Annotated in this window: 29 protein-coding genes; 28 read left to right on the top strand and 1 reads right to left on the bottom strand. The window is 53.9% G+C overall.

Features of this window, described 5'->3' with window-relative positions; all coding sequences use genetic code 11:
• Positions 1-110: 110 nt before the first annotated feature.
• The 18 genes from ACI7RC_RS11935 to ACI7RC_RS11850 all read left to right on the top strand — a co-directional run bounded on the left by ACI7RC_RS11935 (position 111) and on the right by ACI7RC_RS11850 (position 14,378).
• Positions 111-1,040, top strand: coding sequence for an ABC transporter permease (locus tag ACI7RC_RS11935; protein ID WP_408108465.1), 930 nt, complete (start codon positions 111-113; stop codon positions 1,038-1,040).
• 6 nt (positions 1,041-1,046) lie between these two features.
• Positions 1,047-1,976: an ABC transporter permease gene (locus ACI7RC_RS11930; protein ID WP_408108464.1), complete on the top strand. Its 930-nt coding sequence runs from the start codon at positions 1,047-1,049 to the stop codon at positions 1,974-1,976.
• Between the two features lie 12 nt (positions 1,977-1,988).
• Positions 1,989-2,984, top strand: coding sequence for an ABC transporter ATP-binding protein (locus tag ACI7RC_RS11925; protein WP_408108463.1), 996 nt, complete (start codon positions 1,989-1,991; stop codon positions 2,982-2,984).
• Positions 2,985-3,000: 16 nt separating this feature from the next.
• A complete protein-coding gene (locus ACI7RC_RS11920; RefSeq protein ID WP_408108462.1) occupies positions 3,001-3,960 on the top strand; it encodes an ABC transporter ATP-binding protein in 960 nt (319 codons plus the stop codon).
• A gap of 120 nt (positions 3,961-4,080) precedes the next feature.
• Positions 4,081-5,250: a D-alanyl-D-alanine carboxypeptidase family protein gene (locus ACI7RC_RS11915; RefSeq protein WP_408108496.1), complete on the top strand. Its 1,170-nt coding sequence runs from the start codon at positions 4,081-4,083 to the stop codon at positions 5,248-5,250.
• 148 nt (positions 5,251-5,398) lie between these two features.
• On the top strand, positions 5,399-5,749 hold the full coding sequence (gene spoIIAA, locus ACI7RC_RS11910; RefSeq protein WP_408108461.1) for an anti-sigma F factor antagonist: 351 nt from the start codon (positions 5,399-5,401) through the stop codon (positions 5,747-5,749).
• 19 nt (positions 5,750-5,768) lie between these two features.
• A complete protein-coding gene (gene spoIIAB, locus ACI7RC_RS11905) occupies positions 5,769-6,197 on the top strand; it encodes an anti-sigma F factor (protein ID WP_408108495.1) in 429 nt (142 codons plus the stop codon).
• A gap of 10 nt (positions 6,198-6,207) precedes the next feature.
• Positions 6,208-6,963: an RNA polymerase sporulation sigma factor SigF gene (gene sigF, locus ACI7RC_RS11900; protein ID WP_408108460.1), complete on the top strand. Its 756-nt coding sequence runs from the start codon at positions 6,208-6,210 to the stop codon at positions 6,961-6,963.
• A gap of 77 nt (positions 6,964-7,040) precedes the next feature.
• The gene (locus tag ACI7RC_RS11895; protein WP_408108459.1) at positions 7,041-7,652 is read left to right on the top strand and encodes a stage V sporulation protein AA; all 612 of its coding nucleotides are present in this window, start codon (positions 7,041-7,043) and stop codon (positions 7,650-7,652) included.
• Positions 7,652-8,071: a stage V sporulation protein AB gene (locus ACI7RC_RS11890; protein WP_408108494.1), complete on the top strand. Its 420-nt coding sequence runs from the start codon at positions 7,652-7,654 to the stop codon at positions 8,069-8,071. The genes ACI7RC_RS11895 and ACI7RC_RS11890 overlap by 1 nt, the downstream gene beginning before the upstream one ends.
• Positions 8,072-8,170: 99 nt before the next feature.
• On the top strand, positions 8,171-8,656 hold the full coding sequence (gene spoVAC / locus ACI7RC_RS11885) for a stage V sporulation protein AC (RefSeq protein WP_408108458.1): 486 nt from the start codon (positions 8,171-8,173) through the stop codon (positions 8,654-8,656).
• A 22-nt stretch (positions 8,657-8,678) separates the two neighbouring features.
• On the top strand, positions 8,679-9,707 hold the full coding sequence (gene spoVAD, locus ACI7RC_RS11880) for a stage V sporulation protein AD (RefSeq protein ID WP_408108457.1): 1,029 nt from the start codon (positions 8,679-8,681) through the stop codon (positions 9,705-9,707).
• A gap of 4 nt (positions 9,708-9,711) precedes the next feature.
• On the top strand, positions 9,712-10,062 hold the full coding sequence (spoVAE, locus tag ACI7RC_RS11875) for a stage V sporulation protein AE (RefSeq protein ID WP_408108456.1): 351 nt from the start codon (positions 9,712-9,714) through the stop codon (positions 10,060-10,062).
• Between the two features lie 20 nt (positions 10,063-10,082).
• Positions 10,083-10,691: a stage V sporulation protein SpoVABEA gene (gene spoVAEA, locus ACI7RC_RS11870; protein ID WP_408108455.1), complete on the top strand. Its 609-nt coding sequence runs from the start codon at positions 10,083-10,085 to the stop codon at positions 10,689-10,691.
• Positions 10,651-12,120, top strand: coding sequence for a spore germination protein (locus tag ACI7RC_RS11865; protein ID WP_408108454.1), 1,470 nt, complete (start codon positions 10,651-10,653; stop codon positions 12,118-12,120). The genes spoVAEA and ACI7RC_RS11865 overlap by 41 nt, the downstream gene beginning before the upstream one ends.
• A gap of 222 nt (positions 12,121-12,342) precedes the next feature.
• Entirely contained in the window at positions 12,343-13,659 is a 1,317-nt protein-coding gene (gene lysA, locus ACI7RC_RS11860) for a diaminopimelate decarboxylase (RefSeq protein ID WP_408108493.1), read from the top strand.
• 61 nt (positions 13,660-13,720) lie between these two features.
• Complete coding sequence (locus ACI7RC_RS11855; protein ID WP_408108453.1) at positions 13,721-14,149, top strand: peptidylprolyl isomerase; 429 nt, start codon at positions 13,721-13,723, stop codon at positions 14,147-14,149.
• Between the two features lie 82 nt (positions 14,150-14,231).
• Positions 14,232-14,378, top strand: coding sequence for a hypothetical protein (locus ACI7RC_RS11850; protein WP_408108452.1), 147 nt, complete (start codon positions 14,232-14,234; stop codon positions 14,376-14,378).
• Positions 14,379-14,415: 37 nt separating this feature from the next.
• On the opposite strand, the gene ACI7RC_RS11845 is transcribed toward ACI7RC_RS11850, so the two are convergent.
• Positions 14,416-14,637, bottom strand: a complete 222-nt coding sequence (locus tag ACI7RC_RS11845) for a hypothetical protein (RefSeq protein ID WP_408108451.1) — start codon at positions 14,635-14,637, stop codon at positions 14,416-14,418.
• A 149-nt stretch (positions 14,638-14,786) separates the two neighbouring features.
• Here ACI7RC_RS11845 and ACI7RC_RS11840 point away from each other — a divergent pair, with 149 nt between their 5' ends.
• The 10 genes from ACI7RC_RS11840 (at position 14,787) to ccsA (ending at position 23,714) form a co-directional block, all read left to right on the top strand.
• Positions 14,787-15,458, top strand: a complete 672-nt coding sequence (locus ACI7RC_RS11840) for a site-2 protease family protein (protein ID WP_408108450.1) — start codon at positions 14,787-14,789, stop codon at positions 15,456-15,458.
• A 17-nt stretch (positions 15,459-15,475) separates the two neighbouring features.
• Complete coding sequence (locus tag ACI7RC_RS11835) at positions 15,476-16,243, top strand: segregation/condensation protein A (RefSeq protein WP_408108449.1); 768 nt, start codon at positions 15,476-15,478, stop codon at positions 16,241-16,243.
• The gene (scpB, locus tag ACI7RC_RS11830) at positions 16,233-16,823 is read left to right on the top strand and encodes an SMC-Scp complex subunit ScpB (RefSeq protein WP_408108448.1); all 591 of its coding nucleotides are present in this window, start codon (positions 16,233-16,235) and stop codon (positions 16,821-16,823) included. Before ACI7RC_RS11835 ends, scpB begins: the two co-directional genes overlap by 11 nt.
• A gap of 74 nt (positions 16,824-16,897) precedes the next feature.
• Entirely contained in the window at positions 16,898-18,070 is a 1,173-nt protein-coding gene (locus tag ACI7RC_RS11825; protein WP_408108447.1) for a D-alanyl-D-alanine carboxypeptidase family protein, read from the top strand.
• Positions 18,063-18,653 carry a nucleoside recognition domain-containing protein gene (locus tag ACI7RC_RS11820; RefSeq protein WP_408108446.1) on the top strand — a complete coding sequence of 197 codons (591 nt, stop codon included), beginning with the start codon at positions 18,063-18,065 and terminating at the stop codon, positions 18,651-18,653. Before ACI7RC_RS11825 ends, ACI7RC_RS11820 begins: the two co-directional genes overlap by 8 nt.
• Before the next feature lie 12 nt (positions 18,654-18,665).
• Entirely contained in the window at positions 18,666-19,199 is a 534-nt protein-coding gene (locus ACI7RC_RS11815) for a spore maturation protein (protein ID WP_408108445.1), read from the top strand.
• Between the two features lie 133 nt (positions 19,200-19,332).
• Positions 19,333-20,076 (top strand): pseudouridine synthase, encoded by a 744-nt coding sequence (locus ACI7RC_RS11810; protein WP_408108444.1) that lies wholly within the window; start codon positions 19,333-19,335, stop codon positions 20,074-20,076.
• A gap of 124 nt (positions 20,077-20,200) precedes the next feature.
• Positions 20,201-20,722: a thiol-disulfide oxidoreductase ResA gene (resA, locus tag ACI7RC_RS11805; protein ID WP_408108443.1), complete on the top strand. Its 522-nt coding sequence runs from the start codon at positions 20,201-20,203 to the stop codon at positions 20,720-20,722.
• 13 nt (positions 20,723-20,735) lie between these two features.
• Positions 20,736-22,454 (top strand): cytochrome c biogenesis protein ResB, encoded by a 1,719-nt coding sequence (resB, locus tag ACI7RC_RS11800; RefSeq protein WP_408108442.1) that lies wholly within the window; start codon positions 20,736-20,738, stop codon positions 22,452-22,454.
• Between the two features lie 36 nt (positions 22,455-22,490).
• Positions 22,491-23,714, top strand: a complete 1,224-nt coding sequence (gene ccsA, locus ACI7RC_RS11795; RefSeq protein WP_408108441.1) for a cytochrome c biogenesis protein CcsA — start codon at positions 22,491-22,493, stop codon at positions 23,712-23,714.
• The last annotated feature ends 4 nt before the right edge of the window (positions 23,715-23,718 follow it).

Below are 23,718 nucleotides of genomic sequence, written 5' to 3'. Positions count from 1 at the left end.
CTTTTTCCAAACGCGGCACGGTCGATTTTTGCATTGCCCAAGGGTGTGCAATCGGCAGGGCAAAAATGGGAAGTGTGCACTGAGTATATCCTGACAAGGAGGTAGTAGAATTGATCCGATATCTTTCAAAGCGTATCGTTTTCATGATCATTTCTTTATTCTTAATTATCACAGCAACGTTCTTTCTCATGCGCGCCGTTCCTGGCGGCCCCTTTACTGGTGAGAAGGCTGTTCCCGCGGAGATACAGGCTGCCCTTGACAAGTACTACGGACTGGACAAACCTGTATTTGAACAGTACATCGATTATCTCAAGCGGGTGATTACCTGGGATTTGGGCCCTTCGTTTAAAGAGAAATCATCTACCGTTAATGATATTATCAACCGGGGCTTCCCTGTTTCCCTTCACCTTGGGATCCAAGCGCTGTTGATCGCCGTGTTCGGCGGGATTACCTTGGGTGTGATAGCAGCACTCCGCCACAACAAATCGGCGGATTACATTTCGATGCTGATCGCCGTTTTGGGGCTGTCCGTGCCCAGTTTTATTCTCGCTTCCTTTTACCAGTACATCTTTTCGATCAAGGCAGGCTGGTTTCCGATCGCCCAGTGGGGAACCTTTAAGCACACGGTACTCCCTTCGTTCGCCTTGGCCGCTCTGCCGCTCGCTTTTATTGCCCGCCTGACCCGGTCCAACATGCTGGAGATCATGAGCCAGGATTACATTAAAACGGCGAAGGCGAAGGGGCTAAGCACCTTCACCACGACGGTGAAACACGCAATTCGCAACGCGCTGTTGCCTGTCGTCTCGTATCTAGGACCGCTCTCGGCAGGGGTTCTGACAGGGTCGTTCGTCATTGAACGCATCTTCGGAATTCCGGGACTGGGACGAGAATTCGTCTTGTCGATTACCAACCGGGACTACACCGTCATCATGGGGACGACCGTTTTTTACTCGATTCTTCTGGTCGTGCTCGTCCTGCTTGTCGACATCTGCTACACATTTATCGATCCGCGAATTAAACTGACGGGTGGAGGGGAGTAGATCATCATGCAATTGACAAAAGAACATTTCCAGCCGATATCGATGGATCTCCGTCAGGCGGAAGAAATCAAACGGCCCAGTCTCTCTTTCTGGCGCGATGCCTGGCGCCGCTTGCGCTCGAATAAAGTTGCCATGATTTCGATGGTGTTTCTGGCGATCATTATCATCGGTGCGATTCTTGTCCCAATCTTAAGCAAGTATCATATTATCGAGCATAACTATTACTCCAACGACCTGGCGGGGAAAAATAAAGCCCCGTCCGCCGAGCACTGGTTCGGGACGGATGACCTGGGACGCGATGTTTTTGTCCGTATCTGGTACGGCGCCCAAATCTCCTTGACAGTAGGGATCGCCGCCGCCTTGATCGACCTGGTGATCGGCGTGATCTGGGGAGGCATCTCCGGGTACTTCGGCGGCCGTGTCGACGAGGTGCTGATGCGGATTGCCGATATTATCTTTGCTGTTCCGTATCTGCTGGTTGTCATCTTGCTGATGGTCGTCTTTCAGCCGGGAGTTATCACGATTATTTTGGCGATGGGGCTGACCGGATGGATCAATATGGCCCGGATCGTACGCGGGCAGGTTTTGCAGCTAAAGTCACAGGAGTACGTGCTTGCCGCCCTGTCCCTTGGCGCAGACAGCAAGCGTATCATCTTCAAACATTTGATTCCCAACGTCTTGGGGCCGATTCTCGTCACGCTGAGCTTGTCCGTGCCGACAGCTATTTTTAGCGAATCGTTCCTCTCCTTCCTCGGACTGGGGGTATCCGCACCAGTCGCATCCTGGGGGACGATGGCTTCAGACGGGCTGCCGGCGATGAGGTACTACCCGTGGCGCTTGATGTTTCCGGCTGTCTTTATCAGCTTGACGATGCTGGCCTTTAACCTGCTCGGCGACGGGATTCGCGATGCGGTTGACCCGCGTCTGCGCAAATAGGAGGAGAAAGCGATGGAGCGCATACTTGAAGTAAAAGACTTGCATGTTTCTTTCAACACCTATGCCGGAGAAGTAAAAGCTGTGCGCGGCGTCAACTTTCACGTGAATCGCGGGGAAGCAGTCGCGATCGTCGGGGAGTCTGGCTGCGGCAAGTCCGTCACCGCCCAATCGATCATGAAGCTGATCCCGATGCCTCCCGGGGAGTTTAAGGCAGGTCAAATCCTGTTTAACGGCGAGGATATCGTGACGAAGTCCAATAAAGAAATGGAATCGATACGCGGCAAGGAGATCGGAATGATCTTCCAGGACCCGATGACTTCGCTCAACCCGACCATGACGATCGGAAATCAGATCATGGAAGGCTTGATCAAACACCAAAACATGGGGCGAACGGCAGCGCGTGAGCGGGCGATCGAACTGTTGACGATGGTCGGTATTCCCCAGCCGGAGCGGCGGGTGCAGCAGTATCCCCACGAATTTTCCGGCGGGATGCGGCAGCGGGCGATGATCGCCATCGCACTGGCCTGCTCGCCTAAACTCTTGATCGCCGACGAACCTACTACCGCTCTGGACGTGACGATTCAGGCCCAGATTCTCGAATTGATGAAAGATTTACAGAAGAAGACCGACTCATCGATCATCCTGATTACCCATGACCTGGGCGTCGTCGCAGAGATGTGCGACCGCGTCATCGTCATGTACGCCGGCAAGGTGATCGAAACCGGCACGGTTGACGATATTTTTTACAATCCGCAGCACCCGTACACCAAAGGGCTGCTTCATTCCGTCCCGCGCCTCGACCTCAACCGGAACGAGCCGTTGACGCCGATTTTCGGCACTCCGCCGGATTTGCTGAAGCCTCCGGCCGGCTGCGGTTTTACCGCGCGCTGCGACTCCGCTATGCGCATCTGCCGCGAAGCGGACCCTGAGATGACGGATGTCAGCAGTACCCAGCGCTGTGCTTGTTGGCTGCAGCATCCGCTGGCGAAATCGCGTGTGGGCTCGTAGAATGGAGGGAAAAGCTGTGGAAAAACGCGATACATTGATTGAAGTCCGCAACTTGAAAAAGTTTTTTAAAGTAGGGGACAATACGTTAAAAGCGGTGAACGACTTGTCGTTTGAGATAAAGCGCGGTGAGACCTTGGGCGTCGTCGGCGAATCCGGCTGCGGCAAGTCTACCGCCGGCCGTACGATGCTGCGCCTGTACGAGCCTACGTCGGGGGAAGTGCTGTTTGAAGGGAAAAACATCAACCAGTTGAACCGGCAGGAGCTAAAGGCGATGCGGCGCAACATGCAGATGATCTTCCAGGATCCGTACGCATCGCTTAATCCGCGGATGACAGTTGCCGATATCATCGGCGAAGCGCTGGACATCCACAACCTGGCGTCTGGTACCAAACGAAAAGAGCGGATTCAGGAACTGCTCTCACTGGTCAGCTTAAATCCGGAACACATGAACCGGTTTCCCCATGAGTTTTCCGGCGGTCAGCGCCAGCGGATCGGGATCGCCCGGGCGTTGGCGGTCGAACCCAAATTCATCGTCTGTGACGAGCCCATCTCCGCACTCGACGTGTCTGTTCAAGCCCAGGTCGTCAATCTTCTGGAACAATTACAGGAAAAAATGGGCCTGACTTACATGTTCATTGCTCACGACCTGTCGATGGTAAAATACATCTCTGATCGGGTCGCGGTGATGTATCTGGGAAAAATGGTGGAGCTGGCAGACAGCGAAGCTCTTTACGAGAATCCGCTTCATCCTTATACCCAGGCGCTTTTGTCAGCCATTCCGATTCCCGATCCGGAAGTGGAACGGAAGCGCGAGCGCATCGTCCTGCAAGGGGATGTGCCAAGTCCGATGAACCCGCCTTCTGGCTGCCACTTCCGCACTCGCTGCCCGAAGGCGACGCCCGAGTGCGCCGCGATGGAACCGGTCTGGAAAGAAGTAAAACCAGGACACTGGGCAGCCTGCCATCTGTATAATTGATCTCGATTGAGCGCCCTGCGCTCTAACCTCCTTTTTTCAAATGGAAAGGAGGTTTTTTTGTGAATATTTTCCTATGGCGATGGGGAGACTAGGATCATGAAATGGAGGGAAAAAAGCGTTATGAAAAGGTTCTGCCGCATCGTGATCTCAAGTCTTATCAGCTTCGCCTTCTTTTCCTCATCAGCTTTTGCAGCGTCTGAATCAGGGGTAAATATGGCACCGCGGGCCAAATCGGCCATTTTGATGGAGATGGATTCGGGAACGGTCCTCTATGAAAAGAAACCGGATGAAAAACTTCCGCCGGCCAGCATTACGAAGGTTATGACGATGCTCCTGATCATGGAAGCCATCGATCGGGGCGAACTGAAGCTGACAGACCAGGTTCGCACCAGTGAACGCGCCGCCTCGATGGGAGGATCGCAGATTTTTCTCCAACCCGGTGAAGTGATGACGGTAGAAGACATGATCAAGGGGATCGCCATTGCGTCTGCAAATGACGCTTCCGTTGCCATGGCAGAACACATCGGGGGCACGGAAGAAGCGTTTGTCGCCAAGATGAACGAACGGGCCAAACAGCTCGGCATGAACAACACCCATTTCGTCAATTCAAACGGACTGCCTTCCCCCGACCACTACTCGACGGCTCGCGATATCGCCATCATGTCGAGAGAACTGTTAAAACACGAAATCATTACCAAATACACAGGGATTTATCAGGATTACCTGCGCAAAGACAGCTCCAATCCGTTTTGGCTGGTAAACACCAATCGGCTTGTCCGCTTTTTTGAAGGCGTTGACGGATTGAAGACAGGCTATACGTCGGAAGCGCGCTACTGCCTGGCGGCGACAGCGAAGCGCAACAACATGCGCCTCGTGGCGGTCGTGCTGGGAGAGCCGGACGCCAAGACCCGCAACAGCGAGGTAGGGGGGATGTTTACCTACGGCTTTAATCACTTTCAGGTGTTCCCGCTCTACAAAAAAGGGGACGTCATTCAAATCGCCCAGGTGGACAAAGGCAAGCGGCCAACCGTCAACATCGTCACCTCGCAGCCGGTCAGCCTGCTGGCTAAAAAAGGGGAAAAGTCGGATGCGTTCTCGAAGGATATCGTCCTGCGCCCTTCCTTGCAAGCACCGGTAAGCAAGACGGATGTCGTCGGACACATCTTCATTAAAAAAGACGGCAAGGAAATCGCGAGGATTGACCTTCGTCCGGACCAGACGATTGAGCAAGCAGGCATGTGGGAGATCCTGAAGCGTTCAACCAGAAAAATTCTCATCAGTTACGAGTGACAGCAAGACCATTCGCGAAAAGAATCGAGATGCCTCGAAATAACTGGTGGGCTTCTCGGTTTTTTTGTTCTTTTGTCGACTGGCAGGAAATGGCTTTCGAAGTGAAGAATGAGAGAGGAACAACGGGAAGAAGGAGAGTGTATGGCAGATGAGTCTTACCATCGATATGGAAACCAAAAACGACGTGTTAGTCGTCAGGCTCCGCGGGGAACTGGATCATCACACGGCAGATGAACTTCGCAGCAAGGTGGATGAGGAGCTGAAAGGGCCGCAGATCCGCCACATCGTCCTGAGTCTGGCCGATTTGGGGTTCATGGACAGCTCGGGCATCGGGGTGATCCTGGGTCGTTACAAGCAGATCTCGGCACGTTCGGGAGAAATGGTAGTTTGTTCGATCAATCCGACGATCCAGCGCATTTTTGAAATGTCAGGCTTGTTTAAAGTCATCAAGTTTCGCGAAAGTGAAGCGGAAGCCCTCACTGTACTGGGGGTGGCGTAACGTGAATAAGCAAAACTTTATGAATCTGGAGTTTGCCGCTCTAAGTCAGAATGAGTCATTTGCCCGGGTAGCCGTCGCCTCCTTCCTTTCCCAATTGGACGTTACGATGGAGGAGCTGGAGGAGATCAAGACGGTGGTGTCGGAGGCCGTAACCAATGCCATCATCCACGGATACGAGGACGATCCTTCCGGAATTGTGTACATTCACGTCTCTTACAGTGATGGACTCGTCGAACTCTCGATTGAGGACAAAGGGAAGGGGATTGACGATGTCGGGCTTGCGATGCAGCCGCTGTACACGTCAAAACCTGAACTGGAGCGTTCCGGGATGGGCTTTACCATTATGGAGAATTTCATGGACTCGCTTGAGGTGGCGACAGGCGTCGGCAGCGGCACGAAGGTTCGCCTGACGAAGCGCCTTTCCTTTAAGGCAGCCATGCAAAATTAGGGGTAATGCCATGGGAGCAGATATTAAAAATGCAAGTCATCCATTTCTAAACAATGACCAGGTGAAAGAGTTGATCGCCAAGAGCCAAGAAGGCGATACCGAGGCCCGGGAACTCTTGGTGAACAGCAACATCCGACTGGTTTGGTCGGTCGTGCAGCGGTTTATTAATCGCGGGTATGAAGCGGACGACCTCTTTCAAATCGGCTGCATCGGCTTGCTCAAGGCTGTGGATAAATTTGACCTGAACTACGACGTCAAGTTCTCTACGTATGCCGTACCGATGATCATCGGTGAGATCCAGCGGTTTTTGCGGGATGACGGTACGGTGAAGGTCAGCCGTTCGCTCAAGGAGACCGCCAACCGTGTGCGCCGGACAAAGGATGAGTTGTACAAGGACCTGGGGCGTTCACCCACAGTAGGCGAAGTGGCGGAGGTGCTCGGAATCAGTCCGGAAGAAGTCGTTTTTGCCCAGGAGGCGAGCCGTGCCCCGTCGTCCATCCACGAAACGGTGTTTGAGAACGACGGCGATCCGATCACGCTGATGGATCAGATTGCCGATGAGAGCATGGGCAAGTGGTTCGAACAGATTGCGCTGAAGGATGCGATCAGCAGGCTGACGGAGCGGGAGCAGCTGATCGTCTACCTGCGCTACTACAAAGACCAGACCCAGTCAGAAGTGGCGGAGCGGCTGGGCATCTCACAGGTGCAGGTATCACGGTTGGAAAAACGGATCCTGCAAACCATTCGCGACCAGATTGAGCTGTAAGCTCAGTCGGTCGCTTTTTGCATTTTCTGGCAGTCATGGGCGCATACTAACCGGTACACGGACAAGGGGGGAGACGAATGGAAGCACCTTTATTCCTGCGGCTGAGAAGAAGACTGTCTGTTCAGCCGGGGGCCGTTGTGACGATGGGCGACATCTGCCAGCTGTATTGGGATGGCGTGCAGGAAGAGCATCTGCGAAGGCTGCCGGTCTACCAGGTAAAGCCGGAGGATGGAGACTTGTTGGTGATCGACATCATGCAAGTGGTGAAGAAGCTGCGCACGATGTACCCTGGCATCCAGCTTGAGATCCAGGGTGCCCCGCAGGTGATTGTCGAAGTGATCAGCAAGCGCAAAAGGCCCAACATTGTCTTGGTCGTATTGGTCTGGCTCGTGTTGTTTATCGGCTCGGGACTTGCGATTATGAACTTCCATACGGATGTAAGCATGCCTGAAGTGCATCAGCGCCTTTACTACCTGATCACCGGACGGACCGAGAGTCAGCCGCTGATGATGCAAATCCCGTATTCGCTGGGAATCGCTTTGGGCATGATCCTGTTCTTCAACCATATCTTCCAAAAACGCATCAACGAGGAGCCAAGTCCATTGGAAGTAGAGTTGTTTTTATATCAGCAGAATGTCGACCAGTATTACATTCAACATGAGAACAAGGAGAATGAAAAGATGAAGTGATGAAGCTGCTGCTGGATGGACTGTTGGTGATCGTTGGGCTCAGCGGAGGATTTGCAGTGGGCGGGGGGCTGGTCGCCTTCATCACGGTGCTCGATATCATCCCGAGGTTGACCCAATTGACGAATTCCCGCTCTTATATTCGGGCGTACGAGTGGGCGCTTGTTTCCGGTGCGCTCTTTTTTACGGTGCTCGATTTCTTTTCGCTCTCGTTTCAGTTGGCCGAGCTGGTGACCGCCCTTGTGGGTCTGTTCGCCGGGGTATTTGTCGGGACGCTTGCGGCTGGCCTGACGGAAGTGCTGAATGTCTTTCCCATTTTGGCCAAACGGCTTTCGATGACCGACTTTATCCTCTCTTTCTTGATGGCGATGGTGGCAGGCAAAATGCTCGGATCCTTGGTGCAGTGGCTTTTCCGCCTATGATTTGGCAGCAGGCTGGGGCTCATAGAACGGACAAGAGTAGGAAAAATATCGTAATGGAAGGGAAAGGGAGAATACCATCAGAAAGGAAGTGGATGTTCATTGGCAACCAAGACAAAACAGGCTCCCGACCTAAAGATGACCAAAGCGCACTATCAGCAGCATGCGGCGAAGTACCAACCGCAGCGCAACGTCCTGCTGAATTCTTGGCGTGCGTTTTGGGTCGGCGGTACGATCTGTCTTCTGGGACAGGTGATTCAGAAGTTCTATATGAGCGTCTTTGACTTCACGGATAAAACGGCGGGGAATCCGACCGTGGCGACGCTGATTTTCATCTCTGTGCTGTTGACCGGTCTTGGCGTGTATGACAACATCGGTCAATACGCCGGAGCGGGATCGGCTGTTCCGGTTACCGGATTCGCCAATTCAATGGCTTCGGCGGCGATCGAACACCGCAGCGAGGGATACGTGCTGGGAGTCGGAGGCAATATGTTTAAGCTGGCCGGATCGGTGATCGTATTCGGGGTCGTTGCCGCATTTGTGGCCGCGTTGATCAAAACGCTGATGGTCATGATCTGGCCGGGTTGATTAGATAGAGGGGGGGTTACGTGTGAGCGTCGATCTTTTGACAGCGCCTCGTTTGAGCCGTCAGACGTGGAAGTTCACCAGCGACGTCCGGATTCAATCGTCGGCAACGGCTGTAGGTCCCAAGGAAGCGCAGGGACCGCTCAAAGATACTTTCGATAAAACCTATGACGACATGTACGCAGGCCGGGATTCCTGGGAGGCGGCAGAGCAGCGGCTGATGGAAGACGCGATCAGCATCGCGATTGCCAAAGCGGGCCTGACCGCGGATCAAGTGGATTTGATCATGGCCGGAGACCTGCTCAATCAGAACATCACAGCCACTTTTTCGGCGGAAAGCATCGGCATCCCGCTGATGGGCATGTACGGGGCATGTTCTACTTCGATGCTGACGCTTGCCAACGCAGCTGCACTGGTGAATGCCGGTTATGCCAACTGCATCGTCGCAGCCTGCAGCAGCCACAATGCGACAGCAGAGAGGCAGTACCGATATCCGACGGAGTACGGCGGGCAAAAACCTCCGTCAGCCCAATGGACGGTGACCGGGGCGGGTGCGGCCGTCGTCGGGCAGGGTGGAGCGGGGCCACGGATCACGTATGCGACGATGGGCAAGGTGGTAGATATGGGAGTAAAAGATCCATTCGACATGGGGACGGCGATGGCTCCGGCGGCTGTCTCCACGCTCCTGGCCCATTTTCGCGATAGCGGACGAACTCCGCAGGATTACGATTTGATCGTGACCGGCGACCTCGCAGCCATTGGGTATCCGATTGCCAAAGCGATGCTGGCAAAAGAGGGGTATGATATGGATCGTGTGTACAACGATTGCGGTCTGATGGTCTACTCTCCGGATCAAGATGTGTTTGCCGGCGCCAGCGGCTGTGCCAGCAGCGCGGTGGTGACTTACGGATACATCATGGAGCAGATGTCTCTTCGCAAGCTGCAAAAGGTGCTGGTGTGCGCAACGGGTGCCTTGCTGAGTCCGGTCAGCTATCAACAGGGAAAATCAATCCCGTGCATCGCCCATGCGGTAGCGCTGGAAGGGGGAATATGAACGCATGGAATTCGTGATCGCCTTCGTCGTCGGCGGACTCATCTGTGTCGTCGGACAACTATTGATGGACGTCGGCAAGCTGACCCCGGCCCATGTGATGAGCACACTGGTGGTCGCCGGCGTCGTGCTTGATTTCTTCGGTTTTTACGATCCGTTTATCAAGTTTGCCGGTGCCGGCGCCACCGTGCCGATCACCAGCTTTGGACACTCTTTGTACCACGGTGCGATCACCGAGGCCCAGCGGGATGGACTGGTCGGCGTGATCACCGGAATTTTTGAGGTGACAAGCGCAGGTATCTCGGCCGCGATCGTATTTGGTTTTCTCGCCTCGCTCGTCTTTAAACCAAGGGGTTGAAGAAGAAGGAAGGATGACACATGGCTGGCAGACCTCGCGATGTGATCCTTGTCACAGATGGCGATGCCGTAGCCCAAAGAGCCATTGAACTGGTTGCCCGGCAGATTGGCGGGCGCTGCATCTCCCTGACGGCAGGAAATCCGACCCCGCTGTCCGGCGAGCAAGTGGTGACCTTGATCAATCAAGCCGCCGGCGATCCGGTGTTCGTGATGTTTGACGATAATGGCGATTGCGGGCAGGGAGCAGGAGAGCGGGCTTTGTCGATCGTCGCTCGCCATCCCGGCTTCCGGATTCTCGGCGTGCTGGCCGTCGCTTCCCATACGAACTGGGCAAAAGGCGTCCAGGTAGACTGCTCGATAGACAACACCGGCCGGATTGTCAAGGATGCTGTGGACAAGGACGGCTTTGCACGAAAACAGTTGGACAACCGGATCATGGGTGATACCGTCGACATCCTTGCCGGGTTGTCGGTTCCCAATGTCATCGGCATCGGCGATATTGGGAAAATGGCAGGGCGCGACAGCCTGCGCCGCGGTTGTCCCATAACGCGAAAAGCGGTCGAATGGATACTGGAAAGGAGCGGTTATCATGCCGGCAGAGGCCCGGGAGAAACATCCGATCACCCCTAATATTGAAGAAAACCAACAGTATCTCAACCGGGTACTGGGGGTCGGCGTCAGCTATGACATGGGCGTACACGAGTGCAATATCGGCGGCATGCGGTGTCTGCTCTACTACATCAACGGATTTGCCAACAGCGATCTGGTTACGATGATCATGCGCGATCTCAACGATATCAAAAGCAGGGAACTGGCTTCCGATATCATCGAGCGCCTCTACCACAAGTACATCCCCTTTTTTCAATTGGCGAAGGTAAAGAACACGGACGAGTTTGTCGACCAAATCCTTGCCGGGCAGGTGGGGATCGTCGTCGAGGGAGAGACGGCTGCTTTGATGCTGGATGTGCGGAAATACCCTGGCCGCAATCCGGAAGAACCGGATTTGGAAAGAGTGGTGCGCGGGGCACATGACGGTTTTACGGAAACCCTGGTCATGAACACGGCGCTGACCCGCCGCCGCATCCGGGATGACCGCCTTCGCTTTGAGGTGATGCAGATTGGCGAACGTTCCAAGACGGATGTCGCGATCGCTTATCTCGAAGATGTGGCCAATCCGGATTTGGTACAGGAGCTGCGCGAGAGGCTGAGCAGTGTGAACGTGGACGGCATTCCGATGGCAGACAAGACAGTGGAAGAGTTTATCATTGGGAAAACCTGGAACCCGTTTCCGATGGTCCGCTATACAGAACGTCCCGATGTGGCAACGGTTCATTTAATGGAAGGACATGTCCTGATTTACGTTGACACCTCTCCGAGTGTGATGATCACGCCGACAACGTACTTTCACCATGTACAGCACGCGGAGGAGTACCGGCAGACACCGATTGTCGGCGCCTATCTGCGCTGGATCCGCTTCTTTGGGATTGTCGCTTCGCTGATTCTCCTGCCGCTCTGGGCGCTGTTGGTGATGAACCCTGACATGATCCCGTCATCGCTGTCGTTTCTCGGCATAAAAAAGGCGGCACACATCCCGATTTTGGCGCAATTTTTTCTTGCTGAAGTAGGTGTGGATCTCATGCGAATGGCGGCCATCCATACGCCGACGCCGCTGGCAACCGCCATGGGCTTGGTCGCGGCGATCCTGATCGGTGAGGTTGCGATCAAGGTGGGAATGTTTTCCCCGGAGGTCATTCTCTACCTGGCAGTGGCAGCGATCGGCTCATTTGCCACTCCCAGCTATGAATTGGGCCTGGCCAATCGCCTGGTCAGACTCGTCTTGTTGATCTTGGTCGGTTTATTTGGCGCTCCAGGTTTCGTCATCGGGATCGCTGTCGTCATCGTCATCCTGGCGATGACCCGTTCCCTCGACACGCCGTATTTGTGGCCGCTGATCCCGTTCAACTACCAGGCCATGAAGGATGTCATCATCCGTGCGACGATGCCATCGAAAAAACTGCGGCCCAGTATTGTAAAACCCCAAAATCCTTATCGGCAATAGCTCCTCCGATCATAAGAATATCCATTGTCAACAAAATTCCGTCCATGTTATAGTATAATTTAACGAGATAAAGTCCGCATGGTACGTTGGCAGCAGACATGACAACTGGCGTGCTCTCACGTCAGTTGTTTTTTGCCGCCTAAATGCAGAAATTTCATGCAGACTTCTGCTAGTTTTTCTTCTTTCACACAAGCGAGTCAGGAAGCTAGGGGGAAATGGATGATGTTACTTCACGGTACCAGCCGTATCGATGAAAAAGGACAATTGGAGATCGGCGGCTGTAATGCAGTTGAGCTCGCCGCAGAATTTGGCACACCGCTTTTCGTGTATGACGAAGCGCAGATCAGGGACAAGTGCCGCGCATTCGTCACAGCGTTTCAAGAAAGTGGACTCGCTTTCCAAGTCGCCTATGCGAGCAAGGCATTTTGCACGATGGCCATGTGCAAATTAATCGAAGAAGAGGGTCTGTCGCTGGATGTCGTCTCCGGCGGCGAACTGTACACCGCTCTGCAGGCGGGATTTCCGGCCGAACGCATTCATTTTCATGGGAACAATAAATCGATTGACGAAATGGAAATGGCGCTGGATGCCGGGATCGGCTGTTTTGTCGCAGACAACTTTTACGAGTTGGGACTGCTAAACGAACTGGGCAAAGCGCGGGGAAAACAGGTGAATGTGCTTTTGCGGATTACTCCTGGAGTGGAGGCGCATACGCATGAGTACATTTCAACGGGCCAGCAGGATTCCAAATTTGGCTTTGACATGATGAGCGGACAGGCGTTGGAAGCGGTACAATTTGCGCTGCATGCGGAAGCGCTCCATCTGCTGGGTACGCATTGCCATATCGGATCACAAATTTTTGAAACAAATGGATTTGTCTTGACAGTCGAACGGGTGATTTCGTTCCTCGCCGAGGCAAAGGCAAAACTGGGCTTTGAACCGGCTGTTTTGAACGTCGGCGGCGGCTTTGGCATCTACTACGTAGAAGGCGATACGCCGCGAGCTCCGGGCGAGTACGTTAAGGCGATTACGGCCACAGTCCGGCGCGAATGCGAAGAGCGCGATTTGGCGCTGCCGGAGCTGTGGATCGAACCGGGACGCAGCATTGTCGGGGATGCCGGTACGACGCTTTACCGCATCGGCTCCACCAAGGAGATCCCCGGTATGCGCAAGTACGTCGCGGTGGACGGAGGCATGACGGACAATCTGCGGCCTGCCCTGTATCAGGCCAAATACGAAGCGGCTTTGGCCAATCGCATGCGTGACGAGGCGGAAGAGACCGTGTCGATCGCCGGGAAGTGCTGTGAGTCGGGCGACATGTTGATTTGGGACGTCAAATTGCCAAAGGTGCAAGCCGGCGACATCCTGGCCGTTCCCAGCACAGGGGCGTACGGATACGCCATGGCCAACAATTACAATCGGATCGCCAGGCCGGCCGTCGTGTTCGTCCGGGATGGACACGCCGAACTGGTCGTCGAACGCGAACAATTGTCTGACCTGGTCCGCCTGGATCGCCTGCCGAAGCGGATAAACCTCTAAACTTGCCTAGCTGAAAAAGAACAGATAAGATAAAGAGATCACTGCAAAAGGAGGCCGATCCATGAAAACGGCTAAAATCACGCTTGAAAATGGCAAGGAAATCACCCTGGAATTGTATGATGAAGCAGCGCCCGGCACCGTTGCCAACTTTGAAAAATTGGCAAATGAGGGCTTTTACAATGGTTTGACGTTTCACCGTGTCATCCCGGGATTCGTCGCTCAAGGCGGCTGCCCGTACGGTACCGGAACAGGCAGCCCCGGCTATACGATCAAGTGCGAAACCGCAGGAAACCCGCACAAGCACGAGCGCGGCGCCTTGTCCATGGCCCACGCCGGCAAGGACACCGGCGGCAGCCAGTTCTTCATCTGCTACGATGCTTTCCCCCACCTGGACGGTGTTCACACCGTGTTCGGCAAGGTGACCGAAGGCATGGAACACGTGGACAACATCAAGCAAGGCGATCAGATGAAGGAAGTCAAAGTAGGGTAAACCTGAACAAGAAACAACGACACTGGCCACTCACAGCTAGTGTCGTCTGTTTTTTACATACGAATGAAAATAGGAGGAGCTTATGGAGATACTCTTTGTGATCCTGATTCTGATCGGCATGCTGACGATCTACGATGCAATAAGAAAACTAAACGCGAACATCATGACCCAGATCGATCAAAATGATAAAATCATCGAACTGCTACAAGAACGAAATTCGAGAAATTGAGTGAAGTAATCGAAAAACGAGCAACAAGTTACGAGTATTAACAGACTATAGGAAAAGCTCCGGTGAGACCGAGAAAACTGGAGCGAGCAGAGGCCTTGGCAACGCCCACCCAGTCGGAACGGAACAAAACGGCACACGCTTGTCGACCAAATGCTACGTTGAACCACCCCCAGTCATTTTTGGTCGACGTGCCGTTTTGTGAAGTGCAGACGGCCAGTCCAGCTTCCCCGCAGGCGTGCCACGAACGAAGCGAGCCCATTTTTCTTAAGTCTCCACGGACTATGTTCACAAAAGCAAGCGAACAGATGCTTTTTCCCCCGTTTTTGCCATGTCTTCTTGTCTCTCTCTAATCCAACTGGTATTCTATTAATTAGTGATTTTTGTAGATTTGCGAACAGGAGGCCGCACATGGATCTATCCCAATTCTTGCACTTTGACTGGTATACGCTCCCGTTTCGCTTGATCGCCTTCGTCATCGCCTTTTCGCTGCACGAGTGGGCACATGCTTATGTGGCTTGGCGATTGGGCGACAACACAGCGCAGCGGGAAGGGCGGCTGACGATCAATCCGATCCCGCACCTCGATCCGTTCGGCTTGCTGTTGATACTGTTCGGGCCATTCGGCTGGGCCAAGCCCGTACCGGTCAATCCGTTCAACTTTCGCGGCAACAAGCGCTTAGGGATGGTCTACGTCGCCGCTGCCGGCCCGTTTGTCAATCTGGTGTTGGCATTCTTGTTTGCCGCCATTTACTTTTTGGCGTACAAATTCAGTCTTTTGAACGGCCTACCGGATAAAGCGGTGGAAGCCATCGGGTATACGCTGCGCTACAGCTTCATCATCAACTGCGGTTTGCTCGTCTTTAACCTGCTGCCGATATCTCCTTTGGACGGTTCCAATATTCTCCGCTTTTTGGCACCGAAAAGCTGGGGCGGCTTCTTCTATAAACTGGATCTCTACGGCCCGTGGATTCTCCTATTGTTGGTCTTTATCCCTACGCTTAGAGCCTATGTGCTCGGCGTTCCGCTGTGGTACGTGACGAGTGGAATCGAGAATGCCGTGCGAAGTTTCTTAGGCATATAAGGGAAGGGCGGACTGACGTGTCGTACAGCATTAAACTGGATTCGTTTGAAGGACCGCTCGATTTGCTGCTGCACCTGATCGACAAAGCGGAAGTCGATATCTATGACATACCGATTGCCGAGATTACAGAACAGTATCTGCAGACGATTCACGCCATGCAGGAGCTTCAGTTGGAGGTAGCGAGCGAGTTTGTCGTCATGGCGGCCACGCTGTTGTCCATCAAGAGCAAGATGCTGCTGCCGAAGAAGGAAGAACACGTGTTTCAACCGCTGCTGGACATCGATGTGGAAGAAGTCGATCCGCGAGACGAGCTGGTCCAGCGCCTTTTGGAATACAAGCGTTTCAAACTGATAGCCGAACAGCTTAGGGAAATGGAGACAGGACGCAGCCAGGTCTTTACCCGTCCGGCGGAAGATCTGACGCCGTACATCCGCGAAGAGGAGCCCCCGGTCGTAGGCGTTACGCTCTACGATCTGATGTCGGCGCTGGAGAAGCTGCTCGCCCGCAAGCGGGATGACGAACCCATGACAAAGGTATCGCGAGATGAGGTGTCGATCAAGGACCGAATGAAGGAGATTCGGCAGCTGCTAAAAGTCGGCGGCGGGATGATCCGGTTTTTTCAGCTGTTTTCCCCGTCAGCCAGCAGAACGGAAATTGTTACGACTTTCTTGGCTTTGCTGGAGTTGATGAAGGCAAAGCGGGTAACGTGTGTACAGAATCAATTGTTTACGGATATCTTGATCTGCGAGAGCCAGGCGGCAGGAGGTGAAGCAGATGGATTATGACAAGCTGAAAAGCGTGATCGAAGGGCTGCTCTTTCTGGCGGGCGACGAAGGGCTGGACGCAAAACAGATCGGCGAGATCATCGAACTGCCCGAGGATACCGTCGTCGACCTGATTGAAGACATGAAAGCGGACTTCCGCCGACAAGGACGCGGCATTCAGATTGTGGAGGTTGCCAGAGCCTACCAATTTACCACCTTGCAGGAGCATGCTCCCTACTTCGAGCGGATGGCCTCATCACCCGGCCATTCCACGCTGTCACAGGCAGCCTTGGAGACGTTGGCGATTATCGCCTACAAACAGCCGATCACTCGTTCGGAGATTGAGGAGATACGGGGGGTCAAGTGTGAAAAGGCACTGAATACGCTCTTGTCAAAGCAGCTCATCCGGGAAACCGGCAGAGCGGAAGGAATCGGCCGTCCGATTCTCTACGGAACCACCAAAGAGTTTTTGGAGCATTTCGGGCTGAGGCAATTGACCGATTTGCCTGCAGCGCCCGAGGGGCTCAGCGTTGAAGAAGCTGAAAACGAAGTTGCCGCCTTATTTGCCAAGGCTTCCGCAAACGACGTTGCACCGGAATAGGTTGAGGTACTAGAGAACGTCTCGTCCCCATATACTTGTACCATAACAAGTGATGCAAAGATGGGGAGGACGTTATGAAGTACCTGAACCGCATATCCGGCGCACTCGTCGTTTTTCTTTTGTTTCAGGGATGGTTCGTCCCGATGAAGGCCGCAGATGCGTCGAGCCAGCCTCCAAAAATATCTGCTGAAGCCGCAGCGCTGATCGATGTTACATCGGGACGCATTTTGTATAAGAAAAACGCGGATAAAAAGATGCGGATCGCCAGCTTGACAAAAACGATGACGGCGATCGTGGCGATTGAATCGGCCAATCTGAACGATGTCGTCACCGTACCGAAGAGTGCGGTCGGGGTGGCAGGCTCTTCGATTTACCTCAAACAGGGGGAGCGGCTTACGCTGGAGGAATTGCTGTACGGGTTAATGCTGCGGTCAGGAAATGATTCCGCCGTGGCGATAGCCGAGCATGTCGGCGGTTCAGTTCCCGGATTTGCTTTCATGATGAACGAAAAAGCGGCGATGATTGGCATGACCCATACGAATTTCACCAATCCGCACGGGCTTGACGACAGCAACATGCACTATTCCACTGCCGAGGATATGGTGAAGCTGTCTGCCTATGCGTTGAAAAATCCGGAGTTTCAAAAGATCGTCTCCACGAAGGTAAAAACGATCTCCTGGGAAGGGGAGGATTGGGGAAGACGGCTTTTAAACAAAAACAAACTGCTCTTCATGTACAAAGGCGCAGACGGGGTGAAAACGGGCTATACCAGGCTGGCCAAACGCTGTCTGGCCTCTTCCGCAACCCGGGACGGCCGCCAATTGGCCGTGATTACCTTGAATGCTCCGGACGATTGGAAGGATTCCATGGGCCTGCTGGATTGGGGGTTCAGTCAATTCCAGCCGGTGAAGGTAGTGCAAAAGGGCGAACCTGTGGAACCTGATGTGACGATTGAGCGGAAGCAGGACGATCTCGTGTTCGTCACGATGAACGAGTTTAACTACCCGCTGACAGAAGAAGAGGTTCCCAGCATCCAATCGAAGGTACAATTGTTTGAGCGCAGCGCCGTACCGGCGATGATCGGCAAACATGTCGGATTTTTACAAATTTACCTGGGCGGCGCACTGATTGGCAAAGTGCCGCTTACCGTTCAGCAGACCGCGACCGGCGTGCAGATGAACCGACACGTTCCTGCTTTTGTCAATATCGTATGGGAAATTATGGCAGGGGGGATTCTACATGCTTAATCTGATCTGGCTGGGGCTTATCCTGATCAGCATTGTCGTCGCAGCATTCAACGGGCGGATCGAGGTGATCAGCCAGGCTTCGTTCGAAGGGGCGAAGACCGGGGTTACGGTCTGCTTCGGCTTGCTGAGTATCCTCGTTTTTTGGATGGGCGTGATGAAAATCGCAGAAAAATCCGGGCTGCTGCACCTGCTGAGCAAGCTCCTCTCACCTGTCGTCGGCAGGTTGTTTCCTGACGTGCCAAAAGGGCACCCGGCGCTTGGCTACATCATGTCGAACATGAGCGCCAACATTCTGGGCTTGGGAAATGCGGCTACGCCAATGGGTCTTAAAGCGATGGAAGAACTGCAAAAACTGAATCCCGACAAAACTACGGCCTCAGCGTCGATGTGTACGCTGCTGGCGATCAATACGGCCAGCATCACATTGATCCCGACGACGATCATCGCCATCCGCATGCAGTACGGCTCCAGCCAGCCCGTTGAGATCGTCGGCACGACCCTGATCGCCTCCTTCCTTGCGACCGTCTTCGCCTTGCTGCTGGACAGGTGGTATCGGCACCGGTACCGCAATCGCCTGAGATAAGGAGGGGACGATTTGTACGGACTAATCTCACTCCTCTCCCTTTGGGCGATCCCCGTCCTGCTCGCTTTTATCCTCGTTCATGCCTGGTCGCAGCGGGTCCCCGTCTATGAGACTTTCGTCGAAGGCGCGAGGGGAGGGCTGGTGACCTCGATCAAAATCATGCCCCATCTGGTGGCGATGATGGTGGCGATTACCTTGTTCCGCGAGTCAGGAGCGATGGAACTGCTGCTTGGCAGCTTGCGGCCGCTCTTGCAGTGGCTCCACGTTCCCTCGGAAATCGTGCCGCTGGCATTGATGCGTCCCCTCTCCGGCACCGGTTCGCTGGCGATCACGACTGACTTGATCGCCCAGTACGGTCCGGATTCGCTGCTCGGCCGGTTAGCCTCTACCATGCAGGGGAGCACGGATACCACCCTCTACGTGCTGACCGTCTACTTTGGCGCGGTGGGGATTCGCAACGGCGCCTACGCGCTGAAGGTGGGACTCTGGTCGGATCTGGCTGGTGTCGTCGCTTCGCTGATCGTCGTTTATCTGGTGTTTGGATAAGATGTTTGCCGGTCTTTGGGCAACCCGATTCACGATCGCTACGGTGAATCGGGTTGTTCTTTTTGTGACGCCGAAGCCGCAAAGTTGTCCTCCCACACAGAAATGGGTATGATGAGTAGGAGGTGAACCGGGTATGGAACGCTTGCAAAAAGTGCTCGCTCAAGCGGGTGTGGCCTCTCGCCGCCGCTGTGAGGAACTGATTATACAGGGCCGGGTAGAGGTAAATGGAACAGTTATACGAGAATTGGGAACCAAGGTAGATCCGCTTCGCGATCGCATCACTGTCGACGGACGGCAGATTCGCCGGGAAGAACATCTCTACCTTTTGCTCAACAAGCCTAGAGGCGTGATTACGAGCCTGTCTGATCCCCAGGGCCGCCGGGTGGTGACTGATTTGCTGACCGGAATCGACGAGCGGGTATATCCGGTGGGACGTCTGGACTATGACACCTCCGGATTGCTGCTGTTGACGAACGACGGCGATCTCGCCAACCGCCTGGCCCATCCTTCTTATGAAATAGACAAGGTGTATCGGGCGTTTGTGCGGGGCATCCCGAGTGAAGACTCACTCCGCCGCCTGGCCGAGGGAGTCCTGCTGGAAGACGGAATGACCGCACCTGGACAGGCCAGTCTGGTGGTAGCGGACCCCACCCGAAATCGGGCGGTGATCGAATTGACCATTCACGAGGGAAAAAACAGGCAGGTTCGCCGGATGTGCGAAGCCGTCGGTCATCCGGTTCTGGCGCTGGAGCGGATCAGGCTGGGTTTTCTCACGCTGGAGGGAGTGAAAAGGGGAAGATTCCGCCATCTGACCGACGAAGAGGTGGCCCGTCTGCAACAAGAACTGACCGGCAGCCAGAAGGCATCCCGCGGGTAGATCGTTCAAAATCTGTTCATAAATGTTGTGTTGGCTGCATTTTTAACAAGGCTATAATAAAGTCGGAGTTAAAAGATGCCACGTCATTTCTGTTGAAAACCGTATATGAATAGGAGAATGTGTGATGAACAAACGAAGTCGCACACCAATCCGAATCGCCATTCTCGGTGTGTTGCTTGTCGCACTCGTCTTCGCCATCTACTCAAGCTATGCGAAATCGGGTGAGGTAGGGGTAGGAGATGCGGCGCCAAACTTCAGCTTGAAGCAGCTCGACGGCACACCTATGAAGTTGTCTGACCTGCAAGGGAAAGCGGTCCTGCTCAACTTCTGGGCCAGTTGGTGCGATCCTTGCAAGGCAGAGATGCCCGATCTGGAAAAAGAGTACGGCAAATGGAAGGATAAAGGTCTGGTCGTCGTCGGCGTCAATATTGGCGAAACACCGCTTATTGTCAATCAGTTTGTGGAACCCAGGGGCCTTACCTTCCCTATTCTTTTGGACGCCAAAAACGAGATTACCAAGCTGTACAACATTGGGCCGATCCCGACGTCATTCTTTATTGATGCGAACGGAAAAGTTGTAGACAAAGTAGTCGGCCAGATGAACGAAGCGATCATCGAGAGCAAGGTGGCTAAAATTTTGCGGTAAGTGAGGAGCCAATATGGACCAAACTGATCTCGACCAAATCAAATGTGAATGCGGACATGCCAATCCGGTTGGCACGCTGCTGTGCGAGTCCTGCGGAAAACCGTTGGACCAGCCGGAGGAGCCGGATGGAGAGCGGCAGACCCGACAGGAGTTTCCGGACATGCGGTATGAAGGCATGGCCCGCCGTTCACAGACCTACAAGAAAAGCATTGTCGACCGTATCTGGAACTTTTTCTCTTCAGTAAAAATTGCGGTATGGATGATCGTCATCACCTTGATTGCCTGCGCACTCGGGACGGTCTTTCCGCAGCAGCAGTACATTCCCGTTCCTGTTCCGACAGAAGCAGACGTCGCGCAGTTCTATGAAAAAACCTATGGCATGCTAGGCAAGATCTACTATGCGCTCGGTTTTCATAATCTCTTTGATTCCTGGTGGTTTGTGACTCTTCTGGTCATGATTGGGACATCGCTCGTCATCTGCAGTCTCGACCGTGTCATTCCCTTGTACAAGGCGCTCTCCAAGCCGCGGGTAAACCCCCACGAGTCCTTTTTAAAAGGGCAAAAACTGCGCGGTGAGGCAGTTGTCACAGACGATCTCGATGCCCGGAAGGTTCTGCCGGAAGCAGCCGCGCTGCTGAAAAAGAAAGGCTATCGGACCTATCAGGAAGGGACATCGCTGTTGGGAGAAAAGGCCCGGTTTAGCAGGTGGGGTCCCTATATCAACCACATTGGATTGATCATCTTCCTGCTTGGGACATTGATGCGGAGCCTGCCGGGCATGTATCTGAACGAGTTTGCCTGGATCCGCGAAGGCGAAACGGTCCCGCTTGAAGGCACCCCCTACTACGCCAAAAGCGTCAGTGCCAAAGTAGACTACTACTCGGAAGACGAGTTTCCGGAAAAGCTGGATCTGCGGGGGGGCGTCATCGCCAAGAACTATCAGACCGATATCATTCTCTATCGTAATGAAAATGCAGACCTGCCCGGGGCCGAACCGAAGCTGACGCAGCTGAAGGAAGGCATCGCTACCGTCAACCACCCGTTCACGTACGAAGACCTCAGTCTGTTCCAATCTTCCCTGCTGCCGATGCAGCTGAGGGCGCTCAATTTCACGCTGGTTGATCAGAAGGCAGGGAATAAGGAGCTTGGCAAAATCAAGTTGGACTTGTTTTCTCCTGTTGAAGAACAAAAGGTGGCTGATGGCATCAGCGTTCGGGTGATCGCCTATTTTCCCGACTTTTATCTGAACAAGGAAGGGAAGCCGGATACCAAAACGGGTCAGCCGAACAACCCGATGTTTGCTTTGCAAATCAAGAATGAAGACGGGACGCCGGCGGAAAAGCTGGTATATGTGCAAGGCGGAACGATCAGCGACAAGGCAGACGCCCGCTACACGCTGGGAATTGAAAAACCCGACTTCTACAACCTGACCGGCCTGATGGTACGAAAAGATAAAATGATGCCGTTCATCTACTTTGGCAGCATCATCTTCCTTATTGGCGTTGTGATGGGTCTTTACTGGCAGCACCGCCGGATCTGGGTTCATTTTGCCGGCGACCGCCTCTACATTGCGGGGCATACCAACAAAAACTGGTTTGGGCTGCGCAAAGAAGTCGAGTTCTTGACGACTAGCATGAATCTTCCGGTACAGCTGGTTTTGGATTCCACCAAACCCATCCATAAAAAACGGGAAAAGGGTGAATCCAAAGAGACCGCAAAACAGAATGGTTGAGTGATTGTCATCGCTTCATAAGGAGGGTCATCGTACTTGGATTATCTAAAACTTAGTGACAACCTGCTGCTGATATCGTTTTTTATCTACCTGATCGCCTCGATCGTATTCACCGTGGCGATCACCGGGAAGCGCTGGGCCAATCGTGACCCCGAACTGCATACGAAAAGGTACGGCAACATCGGCTTCATTATTACGGTAGTCGGTTTTCTCACCCAGTTAGGCTATGTAGTAACCCGCTGGATGGGCGGCGGGCACAGCCCCACCAGCAATATGTTTGAATTCATGGCATTCCTTTCGTTTACCATTATCTTTGCTTTCCTGGTTTTGTATGCCATCTACAGGCTGCCCGTCCTTGGCCTCTTTGCCGTGCCGCTCGGTTTGATCATGCTGGCTTATGCCAGTGTGTTTCCGCGTGAAGTGACGCCGCTGATCCCGGCACTCCAAAGCTACTGGCTGAAGATTCACGTCACGACCGCCGCGCTGGGCGAAGGGATCCTGTCGATCGGGTTTGCCGCGGGGTTAATCTATCTCGTTCGCACCGTCGATCAGAAAGTCAAAAGCAAGAGCACCTTCTGGCTGGAATTCGTGCTGAGTACCGTGCTGATGCTGATTGGCTTTATCATCATCGTTTCGATCTATGCCGGGTTGGATCAAAAGACTTCGTTCGAATTTCCTCAGTACAAGGACGGTCAAGTACAGAGCACGCAAAACGTGGACTACGTCCTGCCTGCGATCGTAGCGCCTTACGAGTCCAAGATCACCAAACCGGGACCGATGACCCCGCTGTTTGAGGCCCCGTCCTGGATGGAAGGGAAGGATGCGGCGCGCAAGCTGAATACCTTGATCTGGTCGATCATCACCGGACTGATCCTCTACGGCCTGCTGCGGTTGATTTTGCGCAAGCGCTTGGCGGCCGCCATGCAGCCCTGGCTGGAAGACATCGATCCCGATCTCATCGACGAGATCAGCTACCGGGCGATTGCCATCGGGTATCCCGTCTATACGCTGGGGGCGCTTGTCTTCGCGATGATTTGGGCAGCGGAAGCCTGGGGCCGCTTCTGGGGTTGGGATCCCAAAGAAGTCTGGGCGCTGATCGTCTGGCTGTTCTACAGCGCCTACCTGCACCTTCGCCTGTCAAGGGGCTGGCTGGGGACGAAGTCGGCGTGGATGTCCGTGATCGGATTTGTTATCATATTAATTACATTGGTCGTAGTCAACCTGGTCATTGCCGGATTACACTCTTACGCCGGAGTATAAATGA

Source organism: Brevibacillus sp. B_LB10_24 (genome assembly GCF_046036945.1).
Taxonomy (GTDB): domain Bacteria; phylum Bacillota; class Bacilli; order Brevibacillales; family Brevibacillaceae; genus Brevibacillus_C.
The sequence above is the reverse complement of the archived record's forward strand: the minus strand, read 5'-3'. Positions and strand labels throughout refer to the sequence as shown.

Coding starts and splice junctions, on each gene's coding strand:
- ACI7RC_RS11930 (WP_408108464.1), top strand. CDS start 1,047: ATGCAATTGACAAAAGAACATTTCCAGCCGATATCGATGGATCTCCGT.
- ACI7RC_RS11925 (WP_408108463.1), top strand. CDS start 1,989: ATGGAGCGCATACTTGAAGTAAAAGACTTGCATGTTTCTTTCAACACC.
- ACI7RC_RS11915 (WP_408108496.1), top strand. CDS start 4,081: ATGAAAAGGTTCTGCCGCATCGTGATCTCAAGTCTTATCAGCTTCGCC.
- spoIIAA (WP_408108461.1), top strand. CDS start 5,399: ATGAGTCTTACCATCGATATGGAAACCAAAAACGACGTGTTAGTCGTC.
- spoIIAB (WP_408108495.1), top strand. CDS start 5,769: ATGAATCTGGAGTTTGCCGCTCTAAGTCAGAATGAGTCATTTGCCCGG.
- sigF (WP_408108460.1), top strand. CDS start 6,208: ATGGGAGCAGATATTAAAAATGCAAGTCATCCATTTCTAAACAATGAC.
- ACI7RC_RS11895 (WP_408108459.1), top strand. CDS start 7,041: ATGGAAGCACCTTTATTCCTGCGGCTGAGAAGAAGACTGTCTGTTCAG.
- ACI7RC_RS11890 (WP_408108494.1), top strand. CDS start 7,652: ATGAAGCTGCTGCTGGATGGACTGTTGGTGATCGTTGGGCTCAGCGGA.
- spoVAE (WP_408108456.1), top strand. CDS start 9,712: ATGGAATTCGTGATCGCCTTCGTCGTCGGCGGACTCATCTGTGTCGTC.
- spoVAEA (WP_408108455.1), top strand. CDS start 10,083: ATGGCTGGCAGACCTCGCGATGTGATCCTTGTCACAGATGGCGATGCC.
- ACI7RC_RS11865 (WP_408108454.1), top strand. CDS start 10,651: ATGCCGGCAGAGGCCCGGGAGAAACATCCGATCACCCCTAATATTGAA.
- lysA (WP_408108493.1), top strand. CDS start 12,343: ATGTTACTTCACGGTACCAGCCGTATCGATGAAAAAGGACAATTGGAG.
- ACI7RC_RS11855 (WP_408108453.1), top strand. CDS start 13,721: ATGAAAACGGCTAAAATCACGCTTGAAAATGGCAAGGAAATCACCCTG.
- ACI7RC_RS11850 (WP_408108452.1), top strand. CDS start 14,232: ATGGAGATACTCTTTGTGATCCTGATTCTGATCGGCATGCTGACGATC.
- ACI7RC_RS11845 (WP_408108451.1), bottom strand. CDS start 14,637: ATGGGCTCGCTTCGTTCGTGGCACGCCTGCGGGGAAGCTGGACTGGCC.
- ACI7RC_RS11840 (WP_408108450.1), top strand. CDS start 14,787: ATGGATCTATCCCAATTCTTGCACTTTGACTGGTATACGCTCCCGTTT.
- scpB (WP_408108448.1), top strand. CDS start 16,233: ATGGATTATGACAAGCTGAAAAGCGTGATCGAAGGGCTGCTCTTTCTG.
- ACI7RC_RS11825 (WP_408108447.1), top strand. CDS start 16,898: ATGAAGTACCTGAACCGCATATCCGGCGCACTCGTCGTTTTTCTTTTG.
- ACI7RC_RS11820 (WP_408108446.1), top strand. CDS start 18,063: ATGCTTAATCTGATCTGGCTGGGGCTTATCCTGATCAGCATTGTCGTC.
- ACI7RC_RS11810 (WP_408108444.1), top strand. CDS start 19,333: ATGGAACGCTTGCAAAAAGTGCTCGCTCAAGCGGGTGTGGCCTCTCGC.
- resA (WP_408108443.1), top strand. CDS start 20,201: ATGAACAAACGAAGTCGCACACCAATCCGAATCGCCATTCTCGGTGTG.
- resB (WP_408108442.1), top strand. CDS start 20,736: ATGGACCAAACTGATCTCGACCAAATCAAATGTGAATGCGGACATGCC.